At 61.1% G+C, this 24,127-nt stretch carries 22 protein-coding genes; 6 read left to right on the top strand and 16 right to left on the bottom strand.

Features of this window, described 5'->3' with window-relative positions; translation table 11 throughout:
• Position 1: 1 nt before the first annotated feature.
• The 3 genes from H096_RS34765 to H096_RS25770 form a co-directional block, all read right to left on the bottom strand.
• On the bottom strand, positions 2–136 hold the full coding sequence (locus tag H096_RS34765) for a hypothetical protein (RefSeq protein ID WP_256348987.1): 135 nt from the start codon (positions 134–136) through the stop codon (positions 2–4).
• 11 nt (positions 137–147) lie between these two features.
• On the bottom strand, positions 148–309 hold the full coding sequence (locus H096_RS34285; protein WP_010210501.1) for a hypothetical protein: 162 nt from the start codon (positions 307–309) through the stop codon (positions 148–150).
• Between the two features lie 69 nt (positions 310–378).
• Positions 379–924: a hypothetical protein gene (locus H096_RS25770; RefSeq protein ID WP_033902169.1), complete on the bottom strand. Its 546-nt coding sequence runs from the start codon at positions 922–924 to the stop codon at positions 379–381.
• Between the two features lie 417 nt (positions 925–1,341).
• Here H096_RS25770 and H096_RS25765 point away from each other — a divergent pair, with 417 nt between their 5' ends.
• From H096_RS25765 to H096_RS25755, 3 genes are all read left to right on the top strand, one after another.
• Entirely contained in the window at positions 1,342–2,751 is a 1,410-nt protein-coding gene (locus tag H096_RS25765) for a circularly permuted type 2 ATP-grasp protein (RefSeq protein WP_033902168.1), read from the top strand.
• A gap of 2 nt (positions 2,752–2,753) precedes the next feature.
• A complete protein-coding gene (locus H096_RS25760) occupies positions 2,754–3,704 on the top strand; it encodes an alpha-E domain-containing protein (protein ID WP_016975680.1) in 951 nt (316 codons plus the stop codon).
• A 108-nt stretch (positions 3,705–3,812) separates the two neighbouring features.
• On the top strand, positions 3,813–4,241 hold the full coding sequence (locus H096_RS25755) for a nuclear transport factor 2 family protein (protein WP_033902167.1): 429 nt from the start codon (positions 3,813–3,815) through the stop codon (positions 4,239–4,241).
• On the opposite strand, the gene msrA is transcribed toward H096_RS25755, so the two are convergent.
• From msrA to msrB, 3 genes are read right to left on the bottom strand one after another with little or no spacing between them, the layout of a single operon-like run.
• Positions 4,242–4,937, bottom strand: a complete 696-nt coding sequence (msrA, locus tag H096_RS25750; RefSeq protein WP_033902166.1) for a peptide-methionine (S)-S-oxide reductase MsrA — start codon at positions 4,935–4,937, stop codon at positions 4,242–4,244. It lies immediately after the preceding gene.
• Positions 4,938–4,952: 15 nt separating this feature from the next.
• Positions 4,953–6,671 (bottom strand): cytochrome c biogenesis protein DipZ, encoded by a 1,719-nt coding sequence (locus H096_RS25745; RefSeq protein ID WP_033902165.1) that lies wholly within the window; start codon positions 6,669–6,671, stop codon positions 4,953–4,955.
• Between the two features lie 32 nt (positions 6,672–6,703).
• Positions 6,704–7,204 carry a peptide-methionine (R)-S-oxide reductase MsrB gene (gene msrB, locus H096_RS25740; RefSeq protein ID WP_033902164.1) on the bottom strand — a complete coding sequence of 167 codons (501 nt, stop codon included), beginning with the start codon at positions 7,202–7,204 and terminating at the stop codon, positions 6,704–6,706.
• 141 nt (positions 7,205–7,345) lie between these two features.
• Between msrB and H096_RS25735 the strand changes: the two genes are divergently transcribed.
• Together H096_RS25735 and H096_RS25730 are read left to right on the top strand one after the other, a co-directional pair.
• Positions 7,346–8,056, top strand: coding sequence for a response regulator transcription factor (locus H096_RS25735; protein ID WP_033902163.1), 711 nt, complete (start codon positions 7,346–7,348; stop codon positions 8,054–8,056).
• Positions 8,053–9,519, top strand: a complete 1,467-nt coding sequence (locus H096_RS25730) for a HAMP domain-containing sensor histidine kinase (protein ID WP_033902162.1) — start codon at positions 8,053–8,055, stop codon at positions 9,517–9,519. Before H096_RS25735 ends, H096_RS25730 begins: the two co-directional genes overlap by 4 nt.
• On the opposite strand, the gene H096_RS25725 is transcribed toward H096_RS25730, so the two are convergent.
• The 3 genes from H096_RS25725 to H096_RS25715 all read right to left on the bottom strand — a co-directional run bounded on the left by H096_RS25725 (position 9,482) and on the right by H096_RS25715 (position 14,393).
• On the bottom strand, positions 9,482–10,414 hold the full coding sequence (locus H096_RS25725; RefSeq protein WP_033902161.1) for an alpha/beta hydrolase: 933 nt from the start codon (positions 10,412–10,414) through the stop codon (positions 9,482–9,484). The two genes, H096_RS25730 and H096_RS25725, sit on opposite strands and share 38 nt — an antisense overlap.
• 80 nt (positions 10,415–10,494) lie before the next feature.
• Positions 10,495–12,750, bottom strand: a complete 2,256-nt coding sequence (locus H096_RS25720) for an ATP-dependent DNA helicase (protein WP_033902160.1) — start codon at positions 12,748–12,750, stop codon at positions 10,495–10,497.
• The gene (locus tag H096_RS25715) at positions 12,747–14,393 is read right to left on the bottom strand and encodes a VRR-NUC domain-containing protein (RefSeq protein WP_033902159.1); all 1,647 of its coding nucleotides are present in this window, start codon (positions 14,391–14,393) and stop codon (positions 12,747–12,749) included. The genes H096_RS25720 and H096_RS25715 overlap by 4 nt, the downstream gene beginning before the upstream one ends.
• A gap of 186 nt (positions 14,394–14,579) precedes the next feature.
• On the opposite strand from H096_RS25715, the gene H096_RS25710 reads away from it, so the two are divergent.
• On the top strand, positions 14,580–14,804 hold the full coding sequence (locus H096_RS25710; protein WP_033902158.1) for a YgdI/YgdR family lipoprotein: 225 nt from the start codon (positions 14,580–14,582) through the stop codon (positions 14,802–14,804).
• Positions 14,805–14,844: 40 nt separating this feature from the next.
• Here H096_RS25710 and H096_RS25705 read toward each other — a convergent pair whose 3' ends face one another.
• The 7 genes from H096_RS25705 to H096_RS25675 form a co-directional block, all read right to left on the bottom strand.
• On the bottom strand, positions 14,845–16,257 hold the full coding sequence (locus H096_RS25705; protein ID WP_033902157.1) for a lipase: 1,413 nt from the start codon (positions 16,255–16,257) through the stop codon (positions 14,845–14,847).
• 35 nt (positions 16,258–16,292) lie between these two features.
• On the bottom strand, positions 16,293–17,621 hold the full coding sequence (locus H096_RS25700) for a TolC family outer membrane protein (protein WP_033902155.1): 1,329 nt from the start codon (positions 17,619–17,621) through the stop codon (positions 16,293–16,295).
• Between the two features lie 2 nt (positions 17,622–17,623).
• A complete protein-coding gene (locus H096_RS25695) occupies positions 17,624–18,937 on the bottom strand; it encodes an HlyD family type I secretion periplasmic adaptor subunit (RefSeq protein WP_033902154.1) in 1,314 nt (437 codons plus the stop codon).
• Complete coding sequence (locus H096_RS25690; protein WP_033902153.1) at positions 18,934–20,685, bottom strand: type I secretion system permease/ATPase; 1,752 nt, start codon at positions 20,683–20,685, stop codon at positions 18,934–18,936. The genes H096_RS25695 and H096_RS25690 overlap by 4 nt, the downstream gene beginning before the upstream one ends.
• Before the next feature lie 102 nt (positions 20,686–20,787).
• Positions 20,788–21,156: an AprI/Inh family metalloprotease inhibitor gene (locus H096_RS25685; RefSeq protein WP_033902152.1), complete on the bottom strand. Its 369-nt coding sequence runs from the start codon at positions 21,154–21,156 to the stop codon at positions 20,788–20,790.
• A 49-nt stretch (positions 21,157–21,205) separates the two neighbouring features.
• Positions 21,206–22,654: a serralysin family metalloprotease gene (locus tag H096_RS25680; protein ID WP_033902151.1), complete on the bottom strand. Its 1,449-nt coding sequence runs from the start codon at positions 22,652–22,654 to the stop codon at positions 21,206–21,208.
• Positions 22,655–23,020: 366 nt separating this feature from the next.
• Positions 23,021–24,124, bottom strand: a complete 1,104-nt coding sequence (locus H096_RS25675) for a P1 family peptidase (RefSeq protein ID WP_033902150.1) — start codon at positions 24,122–24,124, stop codon at positions 23,021–23,023.
• Positions 24,125–24,127: the final 3 nt, after the last annotated feature.

Genomic DNA, 24,127 nt, shown 5'->3' with positions numbered 1-24,127 from the left:
CTCAGTCCTGGTTTTCGGTATTGCCCACATCCGCCGCGTCATCCAGATCGTTGAGCGGCACTTCTGCATCGTCCATCAGTGAACCCGGGTCTTCGTTACCTGGGTCGTTGAGTTCATCGTCGAGTTCTTTGGACATGACCGTCTCCTCTAACCGCCTTGGGTGTCGATATCGGCATCGGTTTCAGGCTTGGGCTCAGGCTTGGGCTTGAAGTCTGGACTGTAGTCGTTTTCCTTGGCCTTGGGGTCTTTGGCCGGAACCGGGTCTTTGGGCGCATCCGCACCGGTGGCGGGTTGTTTGTCTGTGCTCATGGTTACCTCTCGGAAAATATCGCCTGGGTAGAGTTAAGGTCATGCCCAGGGCGGTGAAGTTCCATCGGCTTACGACCCTGGGTTGTCGACCTGAATGTAAAACGCATAAGCGGCGAGCAATACCCAGAACACCATGAACAGCCACGGCGCGCGCATGGAGAACAGCAGCGACTTGCGATAGCCCTTGTGGGACGACTCCATTTCGGAAAACAGCGGTGACTCGTCGTACGCCATGCCCATTACCGGCTCGCTGCGCAACAACTCGCTTTGCTTGAAGTGCCAGTGGTCGATGATGTCATACGCCGCGCGTATCCCTGGCCAGGCGTTGAGGGAACTGAGGATGCCCAGCGCCGCGAGGAAAATCGGCACCACCACGGTGAACAGCTTGCCCCACTCGGGGTTGAGGTTGCCCATGCCGGAGACGAAGGCGATCACCAGGAAGGACTGCGCGGTGAGATAGGCGTCCGTACGGTTGGCGAGAATGGTGGTTTCGTATTGGATTTCACGCCGGTAGAAGTCCAGGCGGTCCTTGGGCGAACCGAAGATCTTGGCGTTGTGTTCGCTGTGATCGGGCAGGCTCGATTCCGGTGTCTCTGGTGAAATGATTCTGGGCACGTCGGTGCTCCATGCAGGTTCGTGTGCTGTTAGAAGAATCGCGGGCGGATGAAGTTCAAGTTTGTTCGTGCACCAAGTCGGAGCATGGGGTGCACTGTAGTGAGCGGGCTTGCCCCGCGCTGGAGTGCGTAGCGCTCCCGCTTTTGGTGGGGCCGCTGCGCAGCCCAGCGCGAGGCAAGCCCGCTCACTACAAAAGCCTGTCAGCTGGACAGCTTGAATAGGGTTTCCGGCACAAGCATTGCTTTATCCATTCATCTGCCCGGATACAGGAGCATTGGTTACCCCCCGACCCAGAGCCGACCCCCATAAGAAAGTAAGGACCAGGCCCATTGGCACCCACCGCCACGGGCTCATAAAAAATGCGTTTTTTGAAACGGCAGTGCCACCTGTTCCCCTCGGCACTGACAAGGTACTGGAATGGCTCGATCTTTCTTTGATGAAATGAATGACGCAAACGGCGTGTGCCGTGCGCATTACCAGGATTTTTCCCGCTGGCTGGCGAATACGCCGCCGGAACTGCTGGCCCAGCGTCGCCGTGAAGCCGATTTGCTGTTCCACCGCGCCGGAATCACCTTCACCTTGTATGGCGACGAGCAAGACACCGAGCGCCTGATCCCCTTCGACATCATCCCGCGCAGCATCCCCGCCAGTGAGTGGAGCGTGATCGAACGCGGCTGTATCCAGCGCGTCAACGCGCTGAACATGTTCCTCGCCGACATCTACCACGACCAGCGCATCATCAAGGCCGGGATCATTCCGGCAGACCAGGTGCTGGGCAACGAGGGTTACCAGAAGGCCATGGTCGGGCTGGACCTGCACCGCGACATCTATTCGCACATTTCCGGCGTGGACCTGGTGCGCGATGGCGACGGCACCTACTACGTGCTGGAAGACAACCTGCGCACCCCCAGCGGTGTGAGCTATATGCTCGAAGACCGCAAGATGATGATGCGCCTGTTCCCCGAGGTGTTCGCCAAGCAGCGCATCGCACCGGTGGACCACTACCCCAACCTGCTGCTCAAGACCCTGAAAAGCTCAAGCCGCCTGGACAACCCCAACGTGGTGGTGCTGACGCCCGGTCGCTTCAACAGCGCGTTCTTCGAGCATGCGTTTCTGGCCCGTGAAATGGGCGTTGAGTTGGTTGAGGGTGCGGACCTATTCGTGCAGGACCTCAAGGTGTTCATGCGCACCACCGACGGCCCCAAGCCAGTGGATGTGATCTACCGGCGTATCGACGACGCTTTTCTCGACCCCAAGGCCTTCAACCCTGAGTCGATGCTCGGCGTGCCCGGTCTGGTCGCCGCCTATTGCGCAGGCAATGTGGTGCTGGCCAATGCCATCGGCACCGGCGTGGCCGACGACAAATCGATCTACCCCTATGTGCCGGAAATGATCCGTTTCTACCTGGACGAAGAACCGGTGTTACAGAACGTACCGACTTTCCAGTGCCGTAAGCCGGATGAACTGTCCCACGTGCTGGCCAACCTGCCGGAATTGGTGGTCAAGGAAACCCAGGGCTCCGGCGGTTACGGCATGCTGGTCGGCCCGGCCTCCAGCGCCGCCGAGATTGAGGATTTCCGCCGACGCATCAAGGCCAGGCCCCACGCCTACATTGCCCAGCCGACGTTGAGCCTCTCCACCTGCCCGACCTTTGTCGAAAACGGCATCGCCCCACGGCATATCGACCTGCGGCCGTTTGTACTCTCGGGCAAGGAAACCCGCTTGGTGCCCGGTGGCCTCACCCGCGTGGCGCTGAAGGAAGGCTCGTTGATCGTCAACTCGTCGCAAGGCGGCGGAACCAAGGACACCTGGGTGGTGGAGGGCTGAGTATGTTGAGTAGAACCGCCGCAGATCTGTACTGGATGTCCCGTTACCTGGAGCGCGCCGAGAACCTGGCGCGCATGCTCGAAGTCAGTTATTCCCTGTCATTGATGCCCCAGGCCGGGCGCAGTGACGGCCTCGATGAGCTGGCCATGTCGTTGCTCAGCAGCGGCACCCTGGACAGTTACCTGGAGCGCCATAAACAGCTGGACGCCGAGCGCATGCTGCACTTTTTCGCCCTCGACGAAGAAAACCCGGCGAGCATCTACAACTGCCTGCGCGCCGCACGCGGCAATGCCCACGCGGTACGCGGGCGCATCACCGCCGACATGTGGGAAAACCTCAACGCCACCTGGCTGGAAATGCGCAGCATCGCCGCCGGCGGCCTGGCGCGGCATGGCATCAGTCACTTCTGTGATTGGGTCAAGCAGCGCTCGCACCTGTTCCGGGGGGCGACGTCCGGGACGATCATGCGCAATGACGCCTATCGGTTTATCCGCCTGGGCACCTTTGTCGAGCGCGCCGACAACACCCTGCGCCTGCTGGATGCGCGGTACGAGATGTTTGGCGAGGAGTCGGAAGAAGTCAGCGACTTGTCGGCACGCGGTTATTACCAGTGGAGCGCCCTGCTCCGCGCGTTGTCGTCGTTCGAGGCGTATACCGAGCTGTACCCGAATGCATTGAATGCCCGCTCCGTGTCCGAGTTGCTGCTGTTGCGCAGTGATGTGCCGCGTTCGTTGCATGCCTGCATCGAAGAACTGAGCCATATCCTGGCGGACCTGCCCGGCAGTTATGGGCGCACGGCGCAGCGTTTGGCAGCGGAGTTCGAGGCGCGGCTGAGGTATACCGGGATCGATGAGATTCTTGAGGAGGGATTGCACGCCCGTCTCACGGACTTTATCGACACCGTGCGCGAGTTGGCGCGGGCGATTCACAGCTCGTACCTGGAGATGGTCTAAGTGCGCTTAGGTCACTTATCTGTAAGTTAGGGTGATTGACCCTGTTTGGATACCGCTCTTATGTTGGGCAGGTGAAATACCTTCCCACCATAAGAACAGGTACAGAACATGTCCGAACTCACGCTCAACACTGCAGCGGCACACACCCTGCAACGCTGGCATGCCATGTTGGCCAATCGTGACCTCAAGGCCCTGCCCGAACTGTTGGCGCCCGACGCCGTCTTCCGCTCACCTATGGCTCATACGCCCTACCCTGGCGCGCCGGTGGTGTCGATGATCCTCAATACGGTGATCAACGTCTTTGAAGACTTTACTTATCACCGTGAACTCGCTACCGGCGATGGCCTGAGTGTGGTGCTGGAATTCAGCGCACGCGTGGGCGACAAGCAGCTCAAGGGCATCGACCTGATCCGCTTCAACGAACACGGGCAGATCATTGAGTTTGAAGTGATGGTCCGCCCGTTGAGCGGGCTGCAAGCCCTGGGTGAGGAAATGGGCCGGCGCCTGGCACCTTACCTGGCCAAGGCCAAAGGCTGATTACTGGTTTTTCACCAGCACCGGCTCGGCGCTGTATTGCGTCGGAAACAGCTTTTTCAGTTGCGCCACTTTCGGCAGGTCGTTGATCACGATGTAGGGGTAGGACGGGTTCTCGGTGAGGAAGTCCTGATGGTAGGACTCCGCCGGGTAGAACGCCTTGCCCATTTCGATCTGGGTGACGATGGGTTTGTCGAAGGATTTAGCGGCATCCAACTGGGCGATGTAGGCCTGGGCGACTTTTTGCTGCTCGGCATTCTGCGCGAAGATTGCAGATCGGTATTGGGTGCCGGTGTCTGGGCCCTGGCGGTTGAGTTCGGTGGGGTTGTGGGCGACCGAGAAGTAGATCTGCAGCAGTTTGCCGTAGCTGACTGTGCTTGGGTCGTAGGTGACGGACACGGACTCGGCGTGGCCGGTATCGCCCTCGCTGACCGCTTCATATTGCGCGGTACTCGCCGCCCCACCGTCGTAGCCTGAGACGGCGTTTTTCACGCCTTGCACATGTTGGAATACCCCCTGCACACCCCAGAAACAGCCACCGGCGAACACGGCGGTTTGCAGGTTGCCTGAGGTTGCAGGCAGGTCGAGGGCCGGCGGCGCGATGACAACGGCATCGTCGGCGGCGCTGAAGGAGAAGGCTGAGCTTTGGCCGACGAAGGCGGCGAAGGCCAGTGCGGACAGGTATTTGAATACATTCATGGCAAGCACTCCGGGTTAACCAAAGGTAAAGGCATACGCCGACACGTTGGGGTCAAGGAATTCGATGGTGAAGGTGCGGTCCTGCACGGCGCCCGGCTGACGCACAAGCTGGTACAAGCGTTGTTCGGTGACGGTGCCGCTGCCATCCGGGGCCACGTCGGTGCCATGGGCGTCGGCTGGGGCCTGGCCATCGATCGTGACTTTGAAGCGCACCGGTTTTCCATCGGCGCCAGGACCGAGCACCAGATGCAGGTCACGGGCATGGAAGCGGTAGGCGATGCGCCCGCCGGCCTGGTCGAGGGTGACCTGCTGGCCGCCGACGTTCCATTGGCCTTCCAGGGTCCAGTTGTTCAGGGCCAGGGGGCCGGATTTGACGAAGTTCTCGGCACGCTGGGCGCCCAGGTAGGTTTCCGGCGATTGCACTTCGTTCATGTCCGGCGCTTGCTGCACGCCCTTGGCGTCGGCTTCGATCAAGCCGCCTGCGACGTGCTGGGCTCCGGCTTCACGCAGCAATTGCTGGATCACCCGCTCCGACTCGGCATAGTCGCCCTCGCCAAAGTGGTGATAGCGGATCTGCCCCTTGGCATCGGCAAAGTAATGGGCCGGCCAGTACTGGTTGTTGAACGCGCGCCAGACCTTGTAGTTGTTGTCGATGGCCACCGGGTACGTAATGCCCAGGTCTTTCATGGCCTTGGTCACGTTGTTCACGTCGCGTTCAAAGGCGAATTCCGGCGCGTGTACGCCAATCACCACCAGGCCCTGGTCGCGGTATTTTTCGGCCCAGGCTTTCACGTAGGGCAAGGTGCGCAGGCAGTTGATGCAGGAGTAGGTCCAGAAATCCACCAGCACCACCTTGCCCTTGAGCGCTTCGGCGCTCAGTGGCGGGCTGTTGAGCCATTGCACGGCGCCGTCCAGGGGCGGCAGCGCACCTTCGATGGGCAGTGTGTCGCTGTGGTTGGCGGCGGCCATCATTGCGCCCCCCGCCATCATCGCCCCGCCCTTTTGTTCCGGCTTGGCGCTGAGGGTGTCCACCAGGCGTTGCTCCAGGCCGCCGGTGGAGGCAGTCGATAACCGCGACAGCACACCAGTGTCCAGGCCCAGCGCAATGGCGGCCACCCCGGCCAGCATCAGCGCACCCAGGCCTCGGCGCAGCCATTCACCGGCACCCAGGGACTTTTTCATGAAGCCAAAGACTTTACCGCCGACCAACAAGGCCAGCGCGAGGGAGGTAGCAGCCCCGGCGGCGTAAGCCAGCAAGAGCAAGGTAGTGCCGATGCTGGCACCCTGCAGTGCGGCGCCGGTGAGCACCAGCCCCAGGATCGGCCCGGCGCACGGCGCCCACAGCAACCCGGTTGCCACGCCGATCAGGAACGATGCGCCCGGACGCGGCCTGGCATCGGCCCCGGCGGCTTCCGACAGGCGACTGCCGGCGGCCACTAACGGACGCATCAGACGTTCCGACAGCTGCGGCAACAGTAGCGTTAAGCCGAACAGCGCAACGCACAGCAACGCGAGCCAGCGACCGTACTGATTGACTTGCACCACCCAGCCGCCGCCCACCGCCGCGAGCGTTGCCACCAGGGCGAATGTCACCGCCATCCCCGCTAACAGCGGCAAGCCACTGCGCAAAAACGGCTGCCCGGTGCGAGCGAAGACAAAAGGCAGAACAGGCAGGATGCACGGGCTGACGATTGTCAGCACGCCGCCCAGGTACGCGAGAACCAGAAGCCACATGGCAGGGAACCTTATAAGAGAAAGACATCGGCTTAAGCCGCCGTGAACGTCATGGCGGCGCCGTTCATGCAGTAGCGCAGGCCGGTGGGTTGCGGGCCGTCATCGAACACGTGCCCTTGGTGACCGCCACAGCGACGGCAGTGGATTTCCTTGCGCACCACGCCGTAGGACGTGTCCCTGCGACTGGCCACGGCGTTGTCCAGGGGCTGCCAGAAACTCGGCCAACCGGTGTGGCTGTTGAATTTGGTGGCTGAGGAAAACAGCGGCAAGGCACAACCGGCGCAGGCGAAGGTGCCCGCACGGTGTTCGTCGTTCAGCGCGCTGGTGTAAGGACGCTCGGTGCCCTCCTCGCGCAGAATTTCGTACTGCTCGGCAGTGAGCAGGCTGCGCCATTGCGCGTCGGTGTGAGTGACTTCGAAGGGTTCGGCGGCTTCGGCTTCGGTGACCAGGTCGAGCTGTTTGAGCAGCCCGCCGGCCAGGACGGCGACACCCAGTCCGCCACTGGCGAGGAGTAATTGTCGGCGTGAGTACATGGGGCATTCCTCCATAAACATTGAAACCATCCTGAGCCCTGGCCGGTCGCGGAATCCTCACGCAGAGTTAAACAATTCGTGATAACTACACTGTTGCAAAACCCGCACAATGCGCGGACTACAAGCGAAGGTTTCTCTTACATGGATCAGCCAAAACGTGTCCTGGTGGTTGAGGACGATGCCCATATCGCCGACCTGATCTGCCTGCACCTGCGTGATGAACAATTCCAGGTGGTGCACAGCGCCGACGGCACCGAAGGCCTGCGCCTGCTGGAGCAAGGCGGCTGGGATGCGCTGATCCTCGACCTGATGCTGCCCGGCGTCGACGGCCTAGAGATCTGCCGCCGCGCCCGTGCCATGACGCGCTACACACCTATCATCATCACCAGCGCACGCTCCAGCGAATTGCACCGCATCCTCGGCCTGGAGCTGGGCGCAGATGACTACCTCGCTAAACCCTTTTCCATGCCGGAACTGGTTGCTCGCGTAAAGGCGCTGTTACGCCGGGTCGACGCCATGGCGCGTAACCTGAAGATGGACGCCGGCAGCCTCGATCTGGGCCAACTGTTCATCAACCCGCTGACCCGCGACGCCACCCTGCAAGGCCAGCGCCTGGACCTCACCCCACGGGAATTCGACCTGCTGTACTTCTTTGCCCGCCAGCCTGGCAAGGTGTTCTCACGCATGGACCTGCTCAATGCGGTGTGGGGCTACAGCCATGAGGGTTATGAACACACGGTGAACACCCATATCAACCGCCTGCGCGCCAAGGTCGAAGACGACCCGGCCAACCCGGCGCGCATCCTCACAGTGTGGGGTCGCGGCTACAAGTTTGCCGAGAGCCCACCATGAAACTGACCCTGACCCAGCGCCTGTCGGTGGTGTTCGCCGTATTGCTGCTGGTCTGCAGCGGCACCTCGGCCTGGTTGCAGGTGCGCTCCAACCGCATGCATGAGCTGGAGGTGGTGCAAGGCCTGTCCCGCGACCTGGCGGCGCACATTGCCCGCGACACACAACTGATGGACGCCGATGGCCTCAAGCCCGACGCGGTGCGCAACCTGTTCAGCCAGTTGATGCTGGTCAACCCGAGCGTCGAGGTGTACTTGCTCGACATCGACGGCCGCGTGGTCGGCAACGCCGCGCCCAGTGGTCACTTGCTGCGTGATCGGGTTGACCTGGCGCCCATCCGGCGCTTCCTCGCCGGGTTCATGCTGCCGATCCTCGGCGATGACCCGCGCAGCCTTGACGGGCGTAAAGTGTTCAGCGCGGCCCCCCTCATGGCGGGCGGTCAGCAGACCGGTTTCCTGTATGTGGTGCTGCTGGGTGAAGCCCACGACGTGTATGACGCCAAGGATGCCACCGGCATGGCGTTGAAGATCGCACTGTGGTCCATCGGCCTGGTCGCCCTGCTCTGCTTGTTGGCCGGCCTGATTGCGTTCGCCTGGATCACCCGGCCGCTGCGCCAGTTGACCGACAAAGTCGGCCAGTTCGACATCAATGGCGCACCGAAAGCGGCTGAAACCGCTGCGCCGGAACTCACCAGCGGCGATGAAATCGCTGTGCTCGACCATGCCTTCGTGCAGATGGAAAACCGCCTGGGCGAACAATGGCGCGCCATCACCCATCAGGACCAGGAACGTCGCGAAATGGTCGCGAATATCTCCCACGACCTGCGTACGCCGTTGGCCTCGCTGCATGGTTACCTGGAAACCCTGTCGCTCAAGGATGCCAGCCTCAGCCCCGAAGAACGCCGCCGTTACCTCGGCATTGCCCTGGACCAGAGCCGCAAAGTGGGTGGACTGGCACAGTCATTGCTGGAACTGGTGCGTCTGGAACACGGTTTTGTCCAGCCGGTGATCGAAGGGTTTTCATTACCTGATTTGGTGCAGGACATCTTCCAGAAATTTGAACTGACCGCCGAAGCACGCGGTATTACGCTCACCGCGACCTTGCCGCCGCAAGTGCCCACGGTGCTGGCGGACCTGGGCCTGATCGAGCGAGTGCTGACCAACCTGCTGGATAACGCCCTGCGCCACACCCCGGTGAACGGCGAAATTGAGGTGACGTTGTCGCCGGAACCCAATGCTGTCGCCATCACCGTCAGCGACAGCGGCCCAGGCATCGACGCCGAGCTGCGCGAAGGCTTGTTCCTGCGCGCGTTTACCATTGGCGGTGCCCGTCGCGACGGTGGCCTGGGCCTGCGCATCGTGCACCGCATCCTGCAATTGCATGGGCGCAGCATCCGCCTGGTGGATCAACCGGGTCGAGGCGCGACCTTTACGTTTTCCCTAGAAACCCGAGCATCAGCGCGTTGACCTGTTGGGCTTGTTCGTTCTGGATCCAGTGACCACAGTTGGCCAGCACGTGCTGCTCAAGCTGCGGCACTGAATCCGGCATGCGCTTGAGCGTGTGGGCCTCGAAGACCCCGACCGGGTCGCGGTCGCCGATCAGGAACAACGTGGGTTGCAGGACCTGCTGCCCCGCCAGGCACTCAGTGCGTTGCCAGTTGCGTTCAAAGTTGCGATACCAGTTCAGCGGGCCACGAAAACCGTGCTCGGCAAAAGTGTTCACATACACGTCCAAGTCCGCCTGGGAACACCAATGCGGCAATGCACCGGGCGCCGACACGCCTTCGAGCAAGGTGGCGCTGGCTGGCTTGCGCTGTAGAAACACATCCTGGTCCTGCATGAACAGGCGCAAAGTCCGTTCGATATCAGCATTCAACTCCTGCTCGGCAACGCCCTGCGCCTGGAAATACAGGATGTAGTTGAAGCGGTCGGCGTACAGCTCGCGCATGATTTCGATCACCGGCCGCCGTGCGCGCCCAGCGAACGGGACTGACATCGTGATCAAGTGTGTGACACGCTCAGGCTCAAGCAACGCCAGGTGCCACGCCACCACAGCGCCCCAGTCATGGCCGGCCATCACCACCTGCGTATGCCCAAAATGGTCCATGGCTTGCTGGATATCGCCGCATAGGGTCAACAGGTCATAGTCGGCAATTTCACTGGGCGAACTTGTCTGGACATAACCACGCATTTGCGGGGCAAATACGCGATAACCCGCCGCTGCCAGTGCGGGAATCTGTTCGCGCCAGGAGTGCCAGCACTCAGGGAAACCGTGAAGCAACCAGATCGGCGTCCCCTGTTCTGGGCCCGCAATATGAACGCTTAACTCAATACCGTTGACGCTGATGAGGTGCTGGCGCATGGGCATGACCTATTTGAAGGTTTTCCCCAGCGTGGACCATGGCGGCTGAAGCCACCAGCATCATTGATGGCAGGAATGACTCAAGCCACCGCCCACCAACGCGGCAACAACTGACGTACCCGAGCCTCACCAAATCGATCATCGATCAGCATCACCACGCCCTGGTCCTGCTGGCTGCGGATCACCCGACCCGCCGCCTGCACAACTTTCTGGATGCCGGGGTACAGGTAGGTGTAGTCGTAGCCCGCGCCGAAGATCGCGCCCATGCGCAACTTCATCTGTTCGTTGACCGGGTTCAACTGGGGCAGGCCAAGGGTGGCAATGAATGCGCCGATCAAACGGGTTCCGGGCAAGTCGATGCCCTCGCCGAACGCGCCGCCCAGCACGGCAAACCCGATGCCCTGGCTGTGCTCGGTGAATTGGTCCAGAAAGGCTTGGCGCTCGCCCTCGGCCATGCCGCGTGACTGTTGCCACAGCGCGATCTCCGGATGTCGCTCGGCCAGCAACTGCGCCACCTGCTGCAGATAATCAAAACTCGAGAAAAACGCCAGATAGTTGCCCGGCTGTTGCCGGTACTGGCTAGCGATCAACGCAACGATCGGCTCCAGCGAGGCCTCGCGGTGCACGAAGCGCGTGGAGATTGCATCGACGATATGCACCTGCAACTGCTCGGCCTTGAACGGCGACTCCACATCGATCCACGCCGTGTCCGTCGGCAGGCCCAGCAAATCCGCGTAGTAATGACGGGGGCTCAGGGTCGCGGAAAACAACACGCTGCTACGGGCCGCCGTCAACCGTGGGCGGATGAACTCGGCAGGCACCACGTTGCGCAGGCACAGGGTCGAGCTGCTGCGTTTGCCGCCGAGCTGGCGCTTGCTGATGTCGAAAATGAAGTGTTCGTTGAACAGCTCGGCGACCTTGCCGAATTGCAGCACCTCGAAGTAGAAATTTTGCAGGTCGCCGCTGAGGGATTCGGGGTGATCGTTGAAGTATTCGCCCATGGCGCTCGCGCACAGGCTCAGGGCCTGCAGCAGTTTCTCGGGGCGGGCGCTGTAGGCCTGGTACGGCGCAAGTTGGTCTTTATGCAGCGCGTTCCACTCACGGTTGAGGCGTTGCAAGGGTTTCTTCAAGGGCTCCGGGGCTGTGTCGCGCAGGGTCTTGAGGTGGTACTGGTCGAGGCTGGCGCTGTACATCGAGCGGGCCCGCTCGACCAGGTTGTGCGCCTCGTCCACCAGCACGGCTGCGCGCCACTGGTTGAGCTGGGCCAGGCCGAACAACATGGCGCCAAAATCGAAGTAATAGTTGTAGTCGGCGACCACCAGGTCGGCCCAGCGCGCCATTTCCTGGCTCAGGTAATAGGGGCAGACGTCATGGGCCAGGGCCACCTCGCGCAGGTTGCGCTGATCGAGCAGGCGCACCTTGGCGGCGGCGATGCGTGCGGCGGGCAAACGGTCGTAGAAACCCTTGGCCAAAGGGCAGGAGTCGCCATGACAGGCCTTGTCCAGGTGTTCGCAGGCTTTGTCCCGCGCCACCAGCTCCAGCACACGCAGTGGCAGCTCCGGGCTGCTGGCATGCAGCACTTGGGCGGCATCCAGGGCCAGTTTGCGGCCGGGCGTCTTGGCGGTGAGGAAGAACAGCTTGTCCAGTTGCTGGGGCGTCAGGGCCTTGATCAAGGGGAAAATCGTACCGATGGTCTTGCCGATACCGGTCGGTGCCTGGGCCATCAGGCAACGGCCGGTGCTGACCGCCTTGAACACCGATTCGGCAAGCGAACGCTGGCCAGGACGGAAACCAGCATGGGGAAACGCCAGGGTTTGCACGGCGCTGTTGCGCGCTTCGCGGTGTGTCATTTCCTGCTCGGCCCAACCGAGGAACAGCGCACATTGCTGGTTGAAGAAGGGTTCCAGCTCGGCGGCTTGAAAGTGTTGGTTGAGCACTGTCTCGCCTTCGCCGACGATGTCGAAGTAGACCAGCGCCAGGTCGATTTCCGAGAGGTTGAGCTTCTGGCACATCAGCCAGCCATACACTTTGACTTGGGCCCAGTGTAGCTGCCGATGGTTGGCCGGCTGGGCGTCGAGGTCGCCGCGATAGGTCTTCACTTCTTCCAGGCGGTTCGCGTCCGGGTCGTAGCCATCTGCCCTGCCCCGCACCTTGAGCTGCTGGTACTCGCCCTCAAGCGCCACTTCATTCTGGTAGTGCGCGCTGCGCCGCGAGGCGACGGTGCGGTGGCCGACAATGCCTTCCTGGGCGCTGGGCGACGGCGTAAAACGCAGGTCCAGGTCACCGACCTTGGCCGTGAACTCACACAGCGCACGCACGGCAACGTTGTAGCTCAAGCGGACTCTGCCCAACGCACATAACAGACCGTCACCGGCATCTGGTATTCGCCGCAGAATTCCAGCCAGCGCAACTGGTTGTCCTGCAGGCGATCGCCAGGTCCCTTGACCTCGATCATGCGGTAGGTTTTTTGCGCTGGCCAGAACTGGATCAGGTCGGGCATGCCGGCGCGGTTGGCGCGGATGTCCAGCAGCAGCCGTTCAAACCAGTAGCGCAGGTGTTCGGCGGGCAGGCAGGCCAGGGCCTGTTCCAGCAGCTCTTCGCTGAGCAGGTTCCAGAACACGAAAGGTGACTGGATCCCCCACTTGTCGAGGTAACGCTGGCGAATGGTGGCTTTGTAGCGTTCGTCCTGCAATTGCTCGAAACACGCGGCGAACAGCGGTGCACGACGCTGGTGGAAGTCTTCGCTGTGCAGGTCCGCTGGACCGCGTTGGAACGGGTGGAAAAATGAGCCCGGCAGCGGCGTAAAGATCACGTCCCAGCACAACAGGCCAAACAGTGAATTGATCAGCCCGTTTTCAACGTAGTGCACTGGCCCATCGGGCTCGCTGAGGTGGGCCTGCACGCAGTATTCCACCGACATCAGCGGCTCGGGCAGTGCAAGGGCCAGGTCCAGTCGGGTGAGCGGACGTGGCTTCGTTTTGGGCAACGCAGGTTCACCCAGTTTGCGGCGCAGGCGTGGCACGACACGCAATAAATGTTGCTGCTCGGCGGCGCTTTCCGGGGCCTGTTGGGCGGCAGTTGCCAGGGCCATCGCTTGGCCGTAGTCCTCCTGGCGCTCCAGCACGCGAATCAGTCGTGAGCGGGCACCAGGATAGGTACAGGCGCGGTAAATCTGTTCCGCCAACGCCAACTCGGCAATGCGCTCGCAATATTGACCGACCTGGAACAACAACTTAGCCCGACGTTTTTCCAGCCAGGGGTTGTCGCTACTCAGGGTTGCGACCCTGGCAAGTACCTCCTCCAACGCTTCACCGGCTTCAAAGGCCTGCTGGCACTGGTGCAGGAACAGAAAGCCGTGCACATCTTCACGGCTGCGCAGCCCACGGGATTCTGCGCAGAACTCGACTTTTTCGTAGGTGTAGATGCCCAGGTCGGCCAGCACGAATTCCGACCAGTCCTGATGCAGGTTGCCGAAGAACATCAGGCGCAGGCGATCGCACAACTCCATGACGGTGAGGCTGTACAGGGTGTCCGCAAGGTCCGGACACCAGTTGGCAAAACTGCGGCTGTCGGTGAATTGCGCCGCCAGCCCTTCCAACCAATCGGACTTCTTGCACTTGGGCTGGTCGATCCAGGGCTTGAACGCGCCGAGTATCTCGCCTTTTTGCAGCAAGCCGAACAGCGCTTCAAAGGCCAGTGGGGACTGATTGTCGACCCAGCCCAATTCAAGCAATGGTGCCGCCGCGGCATGGGTGCAGCCGATCTCCAGGTAATTGAGCTTGCCTGCCCGAAAATGCACACCCTTGCGCATCACCATGCGCACCAAAAGCGCCTGGGACGCCTGCGGCAACCTGTCAAATTGCTGAATGAAATGCTGTTCGTCCGCATCCAGCAGGTCCGCATAGCGTTGCCCCAGCCAATGCAGGACCTGGCGGAAGTTATGCAGGTAATAGAGCGGGTCTTCGAGGGGGTTGGCCATGGCGTGCAGCGATCAAATACTGGTTATGCATACAGAGTGCCGTCGCCAAGGCCAGGTTGCAATGGCTAATAGATAAATGGCGCCTGCAACTTTTCACATAAAAGTGATCAGATGGGTGAGCCGATGGCGTAACATTTGTTGCCCGCGCCTCTGGCGTGGGACTTTTCAAGGTTAAAGGTAAGGGTTATGAACATGAAGAATTTGGGTCTGCCACTGGTTGCACTCACTTTTCTGGTATTGGCCGGTTGCGCGACGCAGACCGTAGTGACGCTGCAAAACGGCACACAGTATTTGACCAAGGACACCCCGAAAACCAAGACCGCCGACGGTTTCTACGAATTCACTGATATCGCCGGCAAGCGTGTACGGGTCAAGGCCGACGATGTGGCCACCGTGCGCAAGGAAGACTGATTGAGCAATCATGTGGGGGCCTGGCCCCCACATGTGTCTGTCAGACGATGACAACACCCTCCCCCGACCATCCGCTCACCCCAACCAGTGTCACCGAATCCCCGCCCACACTGATCACCGTATCCCCACCGTGCTCACGGTAATCCACACTGCCCTGCACATCCTTGAACACCAGCGTGTCCGTCGATTGATAGCCAATCACCCGGTCCTGGCCGAAATGCCCGCTGAACAGAAAGGTGTTGTGCCCGCTGTTATCGCGGATCGTGTCATTGCCCTTGCCGCCCTCGATAAAGTCCGCGCCCTTGCCGCCCTGGATCAGGTCATTGCCGTCGCTGCCAATGATGAAGGTATTGCCTTTATGCGGCTCGGCATTGCGGTTGAGATCCTGCACCCACGTATTGGCCCGCGCTGGGTCGGACAGGTTGGCGACAATCACCGTGGAATCACGGGTCATCTGCTCGTAGAAACCTGACTCCAGCACCCGCGTCAGGCCATCGCCATAACCCGTGGGCAGGTGCGAGATCCAGGTCGGCAAGTTGACAATGGAAAATGGCAGCACATTCCACAACGTCGAGGCGTAGTGGTCGTTGAAGCTGACGATATTGTCGGTGGTCGACTCATGGGGCTTGTCATGCACGCCTAGGGACGACAGGTTGAAGGACGAGCCCTCCAGCGCACGGAACACCGGGTCGTTTTCATAGCCAATATTCAGCACCTTGTCGCCGGCACTTTGGGTCGGTGACGCATAGGCCACGTAGTTGGCATCCTTGTAGAAGCCGGCCCATTTGCTGTTGCTCAGGTCGGCCATGCTGTTGACGGCCAGCCCGCCCAGGCTGTGGCCGCTGACGACTACATCCTTGCCGCTCAAGCCGTGGGCGCTGGCATAGTCAGCAACGTTCTTGAGCAAACCGCCAAAGGCCTCCCCGGCATAATTCTTCGCGTAATCCTTGGGGCCCAGTGCGGCCAGCAGGTCACTGACCAGGTCGCCGATGGAATCGCTGATCAAGGTTTCCCGAGGCCCTGAGGTGCCGCGAAAGCCAATACCGATCTCCAGTAGCTTGCCGGCGTCATCGTACTTACCCAACACCTCGACCTGGGCCGTGGTGTAACCGGCCTTTTCGCCGAAGAACGTACCCCGCGCATCGACCTTGCCGCCGTAGCCCAGGGTGCTGGCGCTGATCGGTGTCCAACCGGCCTTTTGCACCGCCTCCAGCGCGGCTTTTTCCGAATCCGGGTTCCAGGGGATGCCAGGGATCACGCCCTGGGAATCCGTGCTGCCGAGCAACGCGCCGACCAATGTGGCCGGCAAGCCCAGCCCCAGGCCATTGTGCTGGTAACCCACGGCAAAGCCGTTGTCCAGGTTGTGATAGGAATACAGCGTGATCGCCATCGCGTCGGCGAACAACGCCTTGGAACCCTCGGTGCCGAGGTTTTTATAGTCAAAGATACCCATGTCAGTGCCTCTCTTATTGTTGTGAACACCCAAAATCAACGCCCAAACGCCTCATCGACCTTGGCCAGGTCGGTATCGCGCAGGTTGCCGGCGTAGTAATGCAATTTGGTCCAGGCCATCAGGTAGTCGTACCGCGCCTGGGCCAGGTCTCTGCGAGTGCTGTAGAACTGCTGCTCGGCGTTGAGTGCATCGAGGTTGACCCGCTCGCCCCCCAGGATGCTTTGCTGGGTCGACACCACCAGCGCTTCGGCCGACACCAGCGCCTTCTGATACGCACGCAACTTGCTCACCCCCGACAGGCAGGCACTGAACTGCCGACGCAGTTCGATCAGGGTTTCGCGGGTCTTGCCCTCCAGTTCGTACTCGGCCTGCTCCATGGCGCGGCTGGCCTGGCGCGTGGACGCGGAGATACCGCCACCGGCATACAGCGGCAGGCTGACTTCGACGCCGATGGTGTTGGTGTCATAGCGCTGGTTGTAGGTGTTGCCGCTGTCGGACTCCTGCTGGCGCGAGCTGGCATAGGCCGTGACCTTGGGCAGGTGCCCGGCGCGGTTGCGTTCCACTTCATAACGCGCCACTTCCAACGCCTGGCGCTGGGAGGCGAGCGTAGGGTTATTGCTGATCGCCAGTTCATGCCAAGTGTCGTAGTTGGCCGGCGTCAGGGTGAAGGCGGCAAAGCCCTGATTCAGCGGGGCCAGGTCGTGGATGTTGACGCTTTGCACGCCAATCAGTGCGCCCAGCTCCCGCAGGGACGCGTCCTGTTCATCCAAGGCCTGGATCTCTTCGGCGGTGGCCAGTTCATAGCGTGATTCAGCTTCCAGGATGTCGGTGCGAGTGCCCTCGCCTTGCTGGAACAAATGCTGGTTCTGCTGGAACTGCTGCTCGAACGCCTTCTTCTTCGCGCGGGCGATGTCGATCTGGTCCTGGGCAAACAAGGCCTGGGTGTAATAGGTCAGCACGCGCACCAGCAACGCCTGGCTCTTGTCGCGAAAGCTTTCGTCGGCAAACAGCGCCTGGGCCACGCCTTTGCGGTAGTTGGCGTAGGCCTCGTAGTCGAACAGCGGTTGTTGCAGGCTGAAGGTGGAGCCGTAGCTGTTGTAGTTGCGGTCATCGTGGTAATTGCCGCCGCGCCCGTCCGGCAAGGTGGCCTGTGAATTGTTGCGGCCCTTGTTGTAGTTGTACGAGAGCTTGGGCAACAGCCCGGCGCGGCCGATGGCGCGGTTTTCCAGGCCGGCGTCGCGCTCCTTGATCACTCCGAGGAACACCGGGTCGTTGCGCAAAGCCTGTTCGTACACATCAAACGGGCCCATGGCGGCCTGGGCACTGGCGCTGGTCAACAGCAAGGCGATAAACATGTGCTTCATGTCTATTCCTCGGTCAACGCAGAGCCGGCGCGGTCGAGCAGCGGCTTGAACAGGTAATTGAGCAACGAGCGCTCGCCGGTGCGCACGAACATCTCGGCGGGCATGCCGGGTTTGATCACCAACCCGTGAAGTTTTTCGAACGCCGCTTCGCTGACCGTGGTGCGCAGCACGTAGTAGGCAGCGCCGGTTTTTTCATCGAGCATCTGGTCGGCGGAAATCAGGCTGACCTCCCCCGGCACACGCGGTGTGCGGCTTTGGTTGAAGGCGGTGAACAGAATATCGACCGGCAAGTGCGTGCCGACCTTGTCGACCAAATGCACCGGCAAACGCCCTTCCACTTCCAAGCGCGTGTCCTGGGGCACGATCTCCAGCAGGGTTTCACCGGCACGGACCACGGCGCCTTCGGTGTGCACGCTGAGATTGACCGCAATGCCATCCGCCGGGGCGTTGATTTCACTGTGTTGCAGGTCGAACCCGGCGGAGGTGAGTTGCTGTTCAAGGGTCAGGCTGCGCAATTGCGCGTCGGCCAACTGGCTGCGCACTTCCTTCTGGTATTCCTCGCTGTGCTGTTGCAGTTTCAGCCGCGATTCAAGAATGCCCTGCTCGACCCGGCCGCTTTCGCCGGTATTCTGCGCCAGGTCCTGTTGCACCTGGGACAACTGCCGTTGGTAGTCCATCAGCCGGTTGCGCGGGATGTAGCCGTTGTCCGCCAAGGGTTGCAAGTTGCTCAGTTGATCACGCAGGGACTGGGCCTGGGCGGTCAGGTCGCTGCGGGCGCGGCGCATGCCACCCAATTGCGCGGTGGCGCCATCGATGTTCGCGCGGATCCCGGCCTGTTCGCGGGCAAAGGCCTCGCGGCGGCTGCTGAACAATTGGCGCTGGCCTTCCAGCACCAGCGCCAGGGCCGGGTCGGGATTGGCACTCAGTTCAGCCGGAAAGCGGATGCTGGCCTGGTTGTCGCGCTCGCTCTGCCAGCGCGCCACGCTGGCCCAAGCCATGCGGTACTGGGCTTGCAAGGATTGCACGTCGGCCTGGTGCTGGGTCTGGTCGAGGCGGAACAACGGCTGCCCTTGTTTCACAAGCTCGCCCTCCTTCACCAGAATCCGGCTGACCACGCCGGGGCTCAGGGTTTGCACCGCCTTGCGCTTGCCCGACACCACCACCGTGCCCTGCACCGGAATGCCCTGGTCCAAGGGCGCCAGGCTGGCCCACAGGAAGAAGCCACCCGCGCCGACCACCGTCAGCAGCCAGCCCATGCGGGCGAAGAAATTGGCGTCGTGTTCTTTGAAGCGAGGTTCAACAGTGAGGCTGCTCATGCGCCTGGATTCCTTCCGGCCTGGTACTGACGACTGAAACTCACGCCCGGTTTCTCCTTGGGCGGCTCCTGCTGGCCGGACAACGCCCGCAGCACTTCCTGGCTCGGGCCGAATGCCTGCAAATGCCCTTCGCTGAGCACCAGCAATTTGTCGGCCTGGGCCAGCGCCGACGAGCGATGGGTGACCAGCACCACACTGCTGCCCTGGGCTTTCATCTGCACGATGGCACTGGCCAGCGCGGCTTCGCCGACGGTGTCGAGGTTGGAATTGGGCTCATCCAGCACGATCAGGCGCGGCCCGCCGTACAGGGCGCGGGCCAACGCCACCCGTTGTTTCTGGCCGCCGGACAGGCCGCCGCCGTTGTCACCCAACAGCGTGTCGTAGCCTTGGGGCAAGCGCAGGATCAGCTCATGCACGCCAGCCTGCTGCGCGGCATGTACTACAAGTTCGGGATCAGCCTGGCGAAAACGCGCGATGTTGTCGGCGATGCTGCCGCTGAACAGTTCGATGTCCTGGGGCAGATAGCCGATGTGGGGGCCGAGGTCATCGCGGTCCCAGCGGTGAATATCCGCGCCATCCAGGCGCACCGTCCCGGCCAGCGTCGGCCACACGCCCACCAGCACACGGGCCAGCGTGGATTTGCCTGAGCCTGATGCACCCAGAACGCCGAGCACTTCACCCGCGCCGAGGTTGAAGCTGACTTGATGCAAGGTCGCCACCCGACGCCCCGGCGGGCCTGCACTGACCTGTTCGAAGCTGACCTGGCCCTTGGGCGCCGGCAGCTTCATCTGCTCGACTTCTGGCGCAAACTCACGCAATAAATCATCCAGCCGCTGGTAGGCCAGCTTGGCCGAACTCCATTGCTTCCACACCGCAATCAACTGGTCGATGGGGCTGAGCACCCGGCCCATCAGGATGGAACCGGCGATCATCATCCCGGCGGTCATATCGCCCTTGATCACCAGCAACGCCCCCAGGCCCAGCACCAGCGATTGCAGGCACAGGCGCAGGGATTTGCTCAAAGACGTCACCACCGAGCCGGTGTCACTCGCCTTGTTTTGTAAACCGAGAAACTGCGAATGCACCGCAAACCAGCGCTGGCGCAGCGCACCGAGCATGCCCATGGCCTGGATGGTCTCGGCATTGTTCAAGTGGCTGGTGGCCAGTTGCGTGGATTGTTGGGAATAACCACTGGCCTCGCCCAACGGTTTTTTGGTCAGGTATTCGTTCAGGCAGGCGAGGCCGATCAACAGCACCGCGCCCGCGGTGGCCAATAGGCCGAGCCACACGTTGAACAGGAAAATCACAAACAGGTAGATGGGAAACCACGGCGCGTCGAAAAACGCGAACAGCGCCGGCCCGGTGATGAATTGGCGGATGTGGGTCAAATCGCCCAGGGATTGCCCTGCATGCCCCTGCCCGCTTTTCAAGTTGCGTTCGAAGGCGGCTTTGTACACGCGCAGGTTGAAACGCCGCTCCAGCTGGCTGCCGATACGGATCACGATAAAGCTGCGGATCACCTCAAGCGTGCCAATAAACGCAAAGAAGCCGACGACCATCAGCGTCAACATCACCAGGGTGGTTTCATTCTGGGAGGACAGCACGCGGTCATACACTTGCAGCATGTAAATCGATGGCACCAGCATCAGCAGGTTAATCAATGCGGTGAAACAACCCACACTGATCAAGATACTTTTGTACTCACCCAACGCCTTGAATAACGGCGCGACGGCATGGGACTTCGCCATGGCTTCTGATCTTCCCTGAAACAAATTTCGCGCAATAGTTTCCCCAGCCCCAAACAACGGAGCGGTCAACTAATAAATTCAGTTATAAACTTATAGCGACAACTAAGGTGTGCGTTGCAATACAACTTCCAGGCCGGTAGGCGTGCGACCTTTATATTCGCCCTCTTGCTCTCGGTTGAGGTGGGTTATCCCGCTGCCTTCGGCATTCATCAGCCAGATGCCATCCGGTGTCGGCGTCCAGGTCAGTGGTTTTTCACCGAGCCATTGCGCCGCGCAGGCGACGTCGCCGCCCAAGGCATTCGCCTGTTCCAGCAAGTCCAGTGCGCACACCTGATCCTGCTGGTGCAATTGCCAGTGGCCAGCCAACTGGGCGCTGGTGGGTAATACAAGACTGCTCGCCATCACGTGGGCTCCTGCCGATACGAACATCACCTGCAACACGCCGGTGATCACTTTGAAAAAACGCTGCATCTTCACGCTCCATCGCTAAAGCGCGGCGCCGAAGCGCCGCGCCCGTGCATTACGCCACGATGTCGCTGACAGCTGCCTGGCCGACGGTGGTGACGAGGAAGTCCGCCACGCCGTGCCCGGAGAAGTCCACTGCCAAGGTGCCCAGGTTGGTGCCTGCGGCATAGGTCAGTACAGCATCGCCGGCATGTCCGGTGAAGGCATTGACGAAGGTCAGGCCTGCGCCCTTGGTAATACCCGACAAATCGATCTTGTCCGAACCCGAGATAAAGTCAAAGATCTTGTCCGCAGCGCCTGGCTTGGAATCGGAACTGGCACCGAACACAAAGGTGTCGTTGCCCGCGCCGCCCCATAGTTGGTCCGCACCGCCGCCGCCGTAGATGATGTCGTTGCCGGCCCCACCCTTGATCACGTTGGCCGCGTTGTTGCCGATGATCAAGTCATTGCCGGCGCCGCCGAAGGCGTTCTCGATGGTCACGCCCTTGGCGATGGACACGTTGCCCACCAGGCCGCCAACGTCGGAGAACGACGCTTCATTGAGGTTGATCTTCTGGTTCTGGGTGAAACCGGAGAAGTCCAAGGTGTCGTTACCACCGCCGTCCCACACCGAGAACACCAGCTTGTCGGCATTCGAGGTGGCGCTGAGGAAATCACGCCCGGTGTTGGAGTTGAAGCCGTAGGTGGTGTCACCGGCGCGGGTGTTGTAGTTGGCGCCGTAGAGTTTCTGGATCGCTGCGATGTCATCGATCAGCGGGCCGGACGCGTAGGCTTCGACGCCGCCTTTGCTGAAGTTCTGGTTGGTGTTGCTCTCGCTCCAGTAACTCATGACGCTGTAGCCACGCGTGTCCTGTCCATAGTCCGCGTCTTTGTAGGAAGGGTTACCGGTCCCGGCGTTGTAGTCGCCAGGGTGGTCCAGGCCCAGGGTATGGCCGATTTCGTGGGTCAGGGTCTGGCGGCCGTAGTTGTTCAGGTCCGGCGTTTTGTTCGGCGTGTAGCTGCTGTTGGTCAGGTACCAGGAGGTGCCGTCCAGGCCGCTTTCGTGGTACTTGTCGTTGGTGCCCGGCAGGTAGGCAAACGCGGCCGCGCCGTCCTGGCCACCGCTGTAGTTGCCAAACGTCATGTGGAAGTCACCGCCCGAGGCTTTCTCGGTGAAGGTCACATTGGCCACATCCGCCCAGGACTGCATGGCCAATACGGCCTGTGCTTTCTGCTGGGTGTTGAACTGGCTGAACCCGGTGATGCCATGTTTGTTCATGGTTGCCGAGGACGCCGAGGTGAGGAAGGTGTAGGTCAGATCAATCTTGCCGTTGCCATCCAGGTCACGATAGGCCGCGTTCTCGCGCAACAGGTGGTCAGCTGCCTGATCCACTGAGAACGAAGGTTTACCGTTGACCGTGAGGTTGCCGCCACGGTCATAAAGGTGGCTGAAGCTATCGATTTGCGAGTAAGCGGTGCTGGCTTGCGCCGCCGACACGATAGCCTTGTCTTTTACTTTTGACATAAACGTACTTCCTTGTTTGCAAGTGCATCAGTCTTTGTTCGATAGGAACCTCGCGGGCGAGATCGTCCTATCACTCGCCTCTTTTGAAGGCGTAAGAAAACTGACACAACTTGAAATCTTTCGTCTACATCTTTTCCAGCACTCTAAACCACTCGAACAACAACTTAGTTAAGTCCTGTGCCGTGTTTATTGGGTGGCAGTGGTTTTGTCCGACAAAAAACAGCTGGCTCATATTTAAATATTAAATAGCACTAACGCCGCTCAAGTAGAGCAGCGTCGCTAATTAATGGATCCAATATATTGGCAGGGTGTCATTAGCAACATTAAACAGCCACTACTTGTATTAATAACTTAAGGTGCCCCCTATTACCGGGACACACTCCACCCCGTCTTGTGCAATACCGCCAACAGCGTTTCACCGTCTAATCCGGGCACCTGCACACCTTGATCGGTGAGCATGTCCTCCCCGGCCAGGACCGCATTGATGATCGCCTCTTCCACCGCCTCCGCCGCCGCGCTGAACAGCGGCGAAATATGGTCGTTGTTGACCATCTGCAAGGCGCTGCTGAACGGCAGGCCCTTGCGTCCATAATCCGCTGGCGGTAGATCCTGGTTACCGGTGGCAAAGGCCAGGAACAGGTCACCGCTGGAATCCTCGGTGCCGCCGCCAGTGCGGGCGATGCCGATGGACGCGCGCTGCGCCAGGCGCTGGCATTGGTGCGGCAACAGCGGCGCGTCGGTGGCCAGGATCACCACGATCGAGCCCATGCCCGGCGTGCCTTGCTCGGCAAAGGGCGACGCAATCTCCATCAACTGGCGCCCCACCGGGTAGCCATCCACCCGCAACTCCTGGCGCTTGCCATGGTTGGCCTGCACCAGCACGCCGACAGTCCAGCCGCCCTGTTCCGCCGGCAGGCGCCGCGAGGCCGTGCCGATGCCGCCTTTGAATTCATGGCAGATCATGCCGGTGCCGCCGCCGACCGCGCCTTCCTGCACCGGGCCGGTTTCGGCGTTGTCCACGGCTTCGCGCACATGCTCGGGGCCGACGTGCTGGCCCCAGATGTCGTTGAGCAGGCCGTCATAGGTTTCCATCACCACCGGCATGCACCAGTACACCGCCGGGTCTGCCAGGCGCTCGCGTTCCAGGGCGATCAGGCTGTCGCGCACAATGCCGATGCTGTGGGTGTTGGTGATGGCCAACGGCGTGGTCAACAGCCCCGCTTCGTTGATCCATTCAAGGCCGGTGGCATCACCATTGCCATTGAGCACGTGGTAGCCGGCGAAGCACGGTTGCTGGCGGGCTTCGCCGGCGCGCGGCTGGATCACGCTGACGCCAGTGCGCACGTGCTTGCCGTCGACCAGCGTCTTGATCGTGCTGTGCCCGACCCGGACACCTGGCACATCGGTAATGGCGTTCCATTCACCGGGCGTGCCGAGCCCCAACGTGATGCCCAATTGACGTGCGCGCATAAC

Source organism: Pseudomonas sp. FH1, assembly GCF_000510895.2.
Lineage (GTDB): Bacteria > Pseudomonadota > Gammaproteobacteria > Pseudomonadales > Pseudomonadaceae > Aquipseudomonas > Aquipseudomonas azotoformans_A.
This window is presented reverse-complemented; position numbering and strand designations above follow the sequence as displayed.

Coding starts and splice junctions, on each gene's coding strand:
- H096_RS25715 (WP_033902159.1), bottom strand. CDS start 14,393: ATGGCCAACCCCCTCGAAGACCCGCTCTATTACCTGCATAACTTCCGC.
- H096_RS25685 (WP_033902152.1), bottom strand. CDS start 21,156: ATGCAGCGTTTTTTCAAAGTGATCACCGGCGTGTTGCAGGTGATGTTC.
- H096_RS25755 (WP_033902167.1), top strand. CDS start 3,813: ATGTCCGAACTCACGCTCAACACTGCAGCGGCACACACCCTGCAACGC.
- H096_RS25745 (WP_033902165.1), bottom strand. CDS start 6,671: ATGTGGCTTCTGGTTCTCGCGTACCTGGGCGGCGTGCTGACAATCGTC.
- msrB (WP_033902164.1), bottom strand. CDS start 7,204: ATGTACTCACGCCGACAATTACTCCTCGCCAGTGGCGGACTGGGTGTC.
- H096_RS25725 (WP_033902161.1), bottom strand. CDS start 10,414: ATGCGCCAGCACCTCATCAGCGTCAACGGTATTGAGTTAAGCGTTCAT.
- H096_RS25735 (WP_033902163.1), top strand. CDS start 7,346: ATGGATCAGCCAAAACGTGTCCTGGTGGTTGAGGACGATGCCCATATC.
- H096_RS25760 (WP_016975680.1), top strand. CDS start 2,754: ATGTTGAGTAGAACCGCCGCAGATCTGTACTGGATGTCCCGTTACCTG.
- H096_RS25680 (WP_033902151.1), bottom strand. CDS start 22,654: ATGTCAAAAGTAAAAGACAAGGCTATCGTGTCGGCGGCGCAAGCCAGC.
- H096_RS25710 (WP_033902158.1), top strand. CDS start 14,580: ATGAACATGAAGAATTTGGGTCTGCCACTGGTTGCACTCACTTTTCTG.
- H096_RS25765 (WP_033902168.1), top strand. CDS start 1,342: ATGGCTCGATCTTTCTTTGATGAAATGAATGACGCAAACGGCGTGTGC.
- H096_RS25705 (WP_033902157.1), bottom strand. CDS start 16,257: ATGGGTATCTTTGACTATAAAAACCTCGGCACCGAGGGTTCCAAGGCG.
- H096_RS25730 (WP_033902162.1), top strand. CDS start 8,053: ATGAAACTGACCCTGACCCAGCGCCTGTCGGTGGTGTTCGCCGTATTG.
- H096_RS25700 (WP_033902155.1), bottom strand. CDS start 17,621: ATGAAGCACATGTTTATCGCCTTGCTGTTGACCAGCGCCAGTGCCCAG.
- H096_RS34285 (WP_010210501.1), bottom strand. CDS start 309: ATGAGCACAGACAAACAACCCGCCACCGGTGCGGATGCGCCCAAAGAC.
- H096_RS25675 (WP_033902150.1), bottom strand. CDS start 24,124: ATGCGCGCACGTCAATTGGGCATCACGTTGGGGCTCGGCACGCCCGGT.
- H096_RS25695 (WP_033902154.1), bottom strand. CDS start 18,937: ATGAGCAGCCTCACTGTTGAACCTCGCTTCAAAGAACACGACGCCAAT.
- H096_RS25690 (WP_033902153.1), bottom strand. CDS start 20,685: ATGGCGAAGTCCCATGCCGTCGCGCCGTTATTCAAGGCGTTGGGTGAG.
- msrA (WP_033902166.1), bottom strand. CDS start 4,937: ATGAATGTATTCAAATACCTGTCCGCACTGGCCTTCGCCGCCTTCGTC.
- H096_RS34765 (WP_256348987.1), bottom strand. CDS start 136: ATGTCCAAAGAACTCGACGATGAACTCAACGACCCAGGTAACGAAGAC.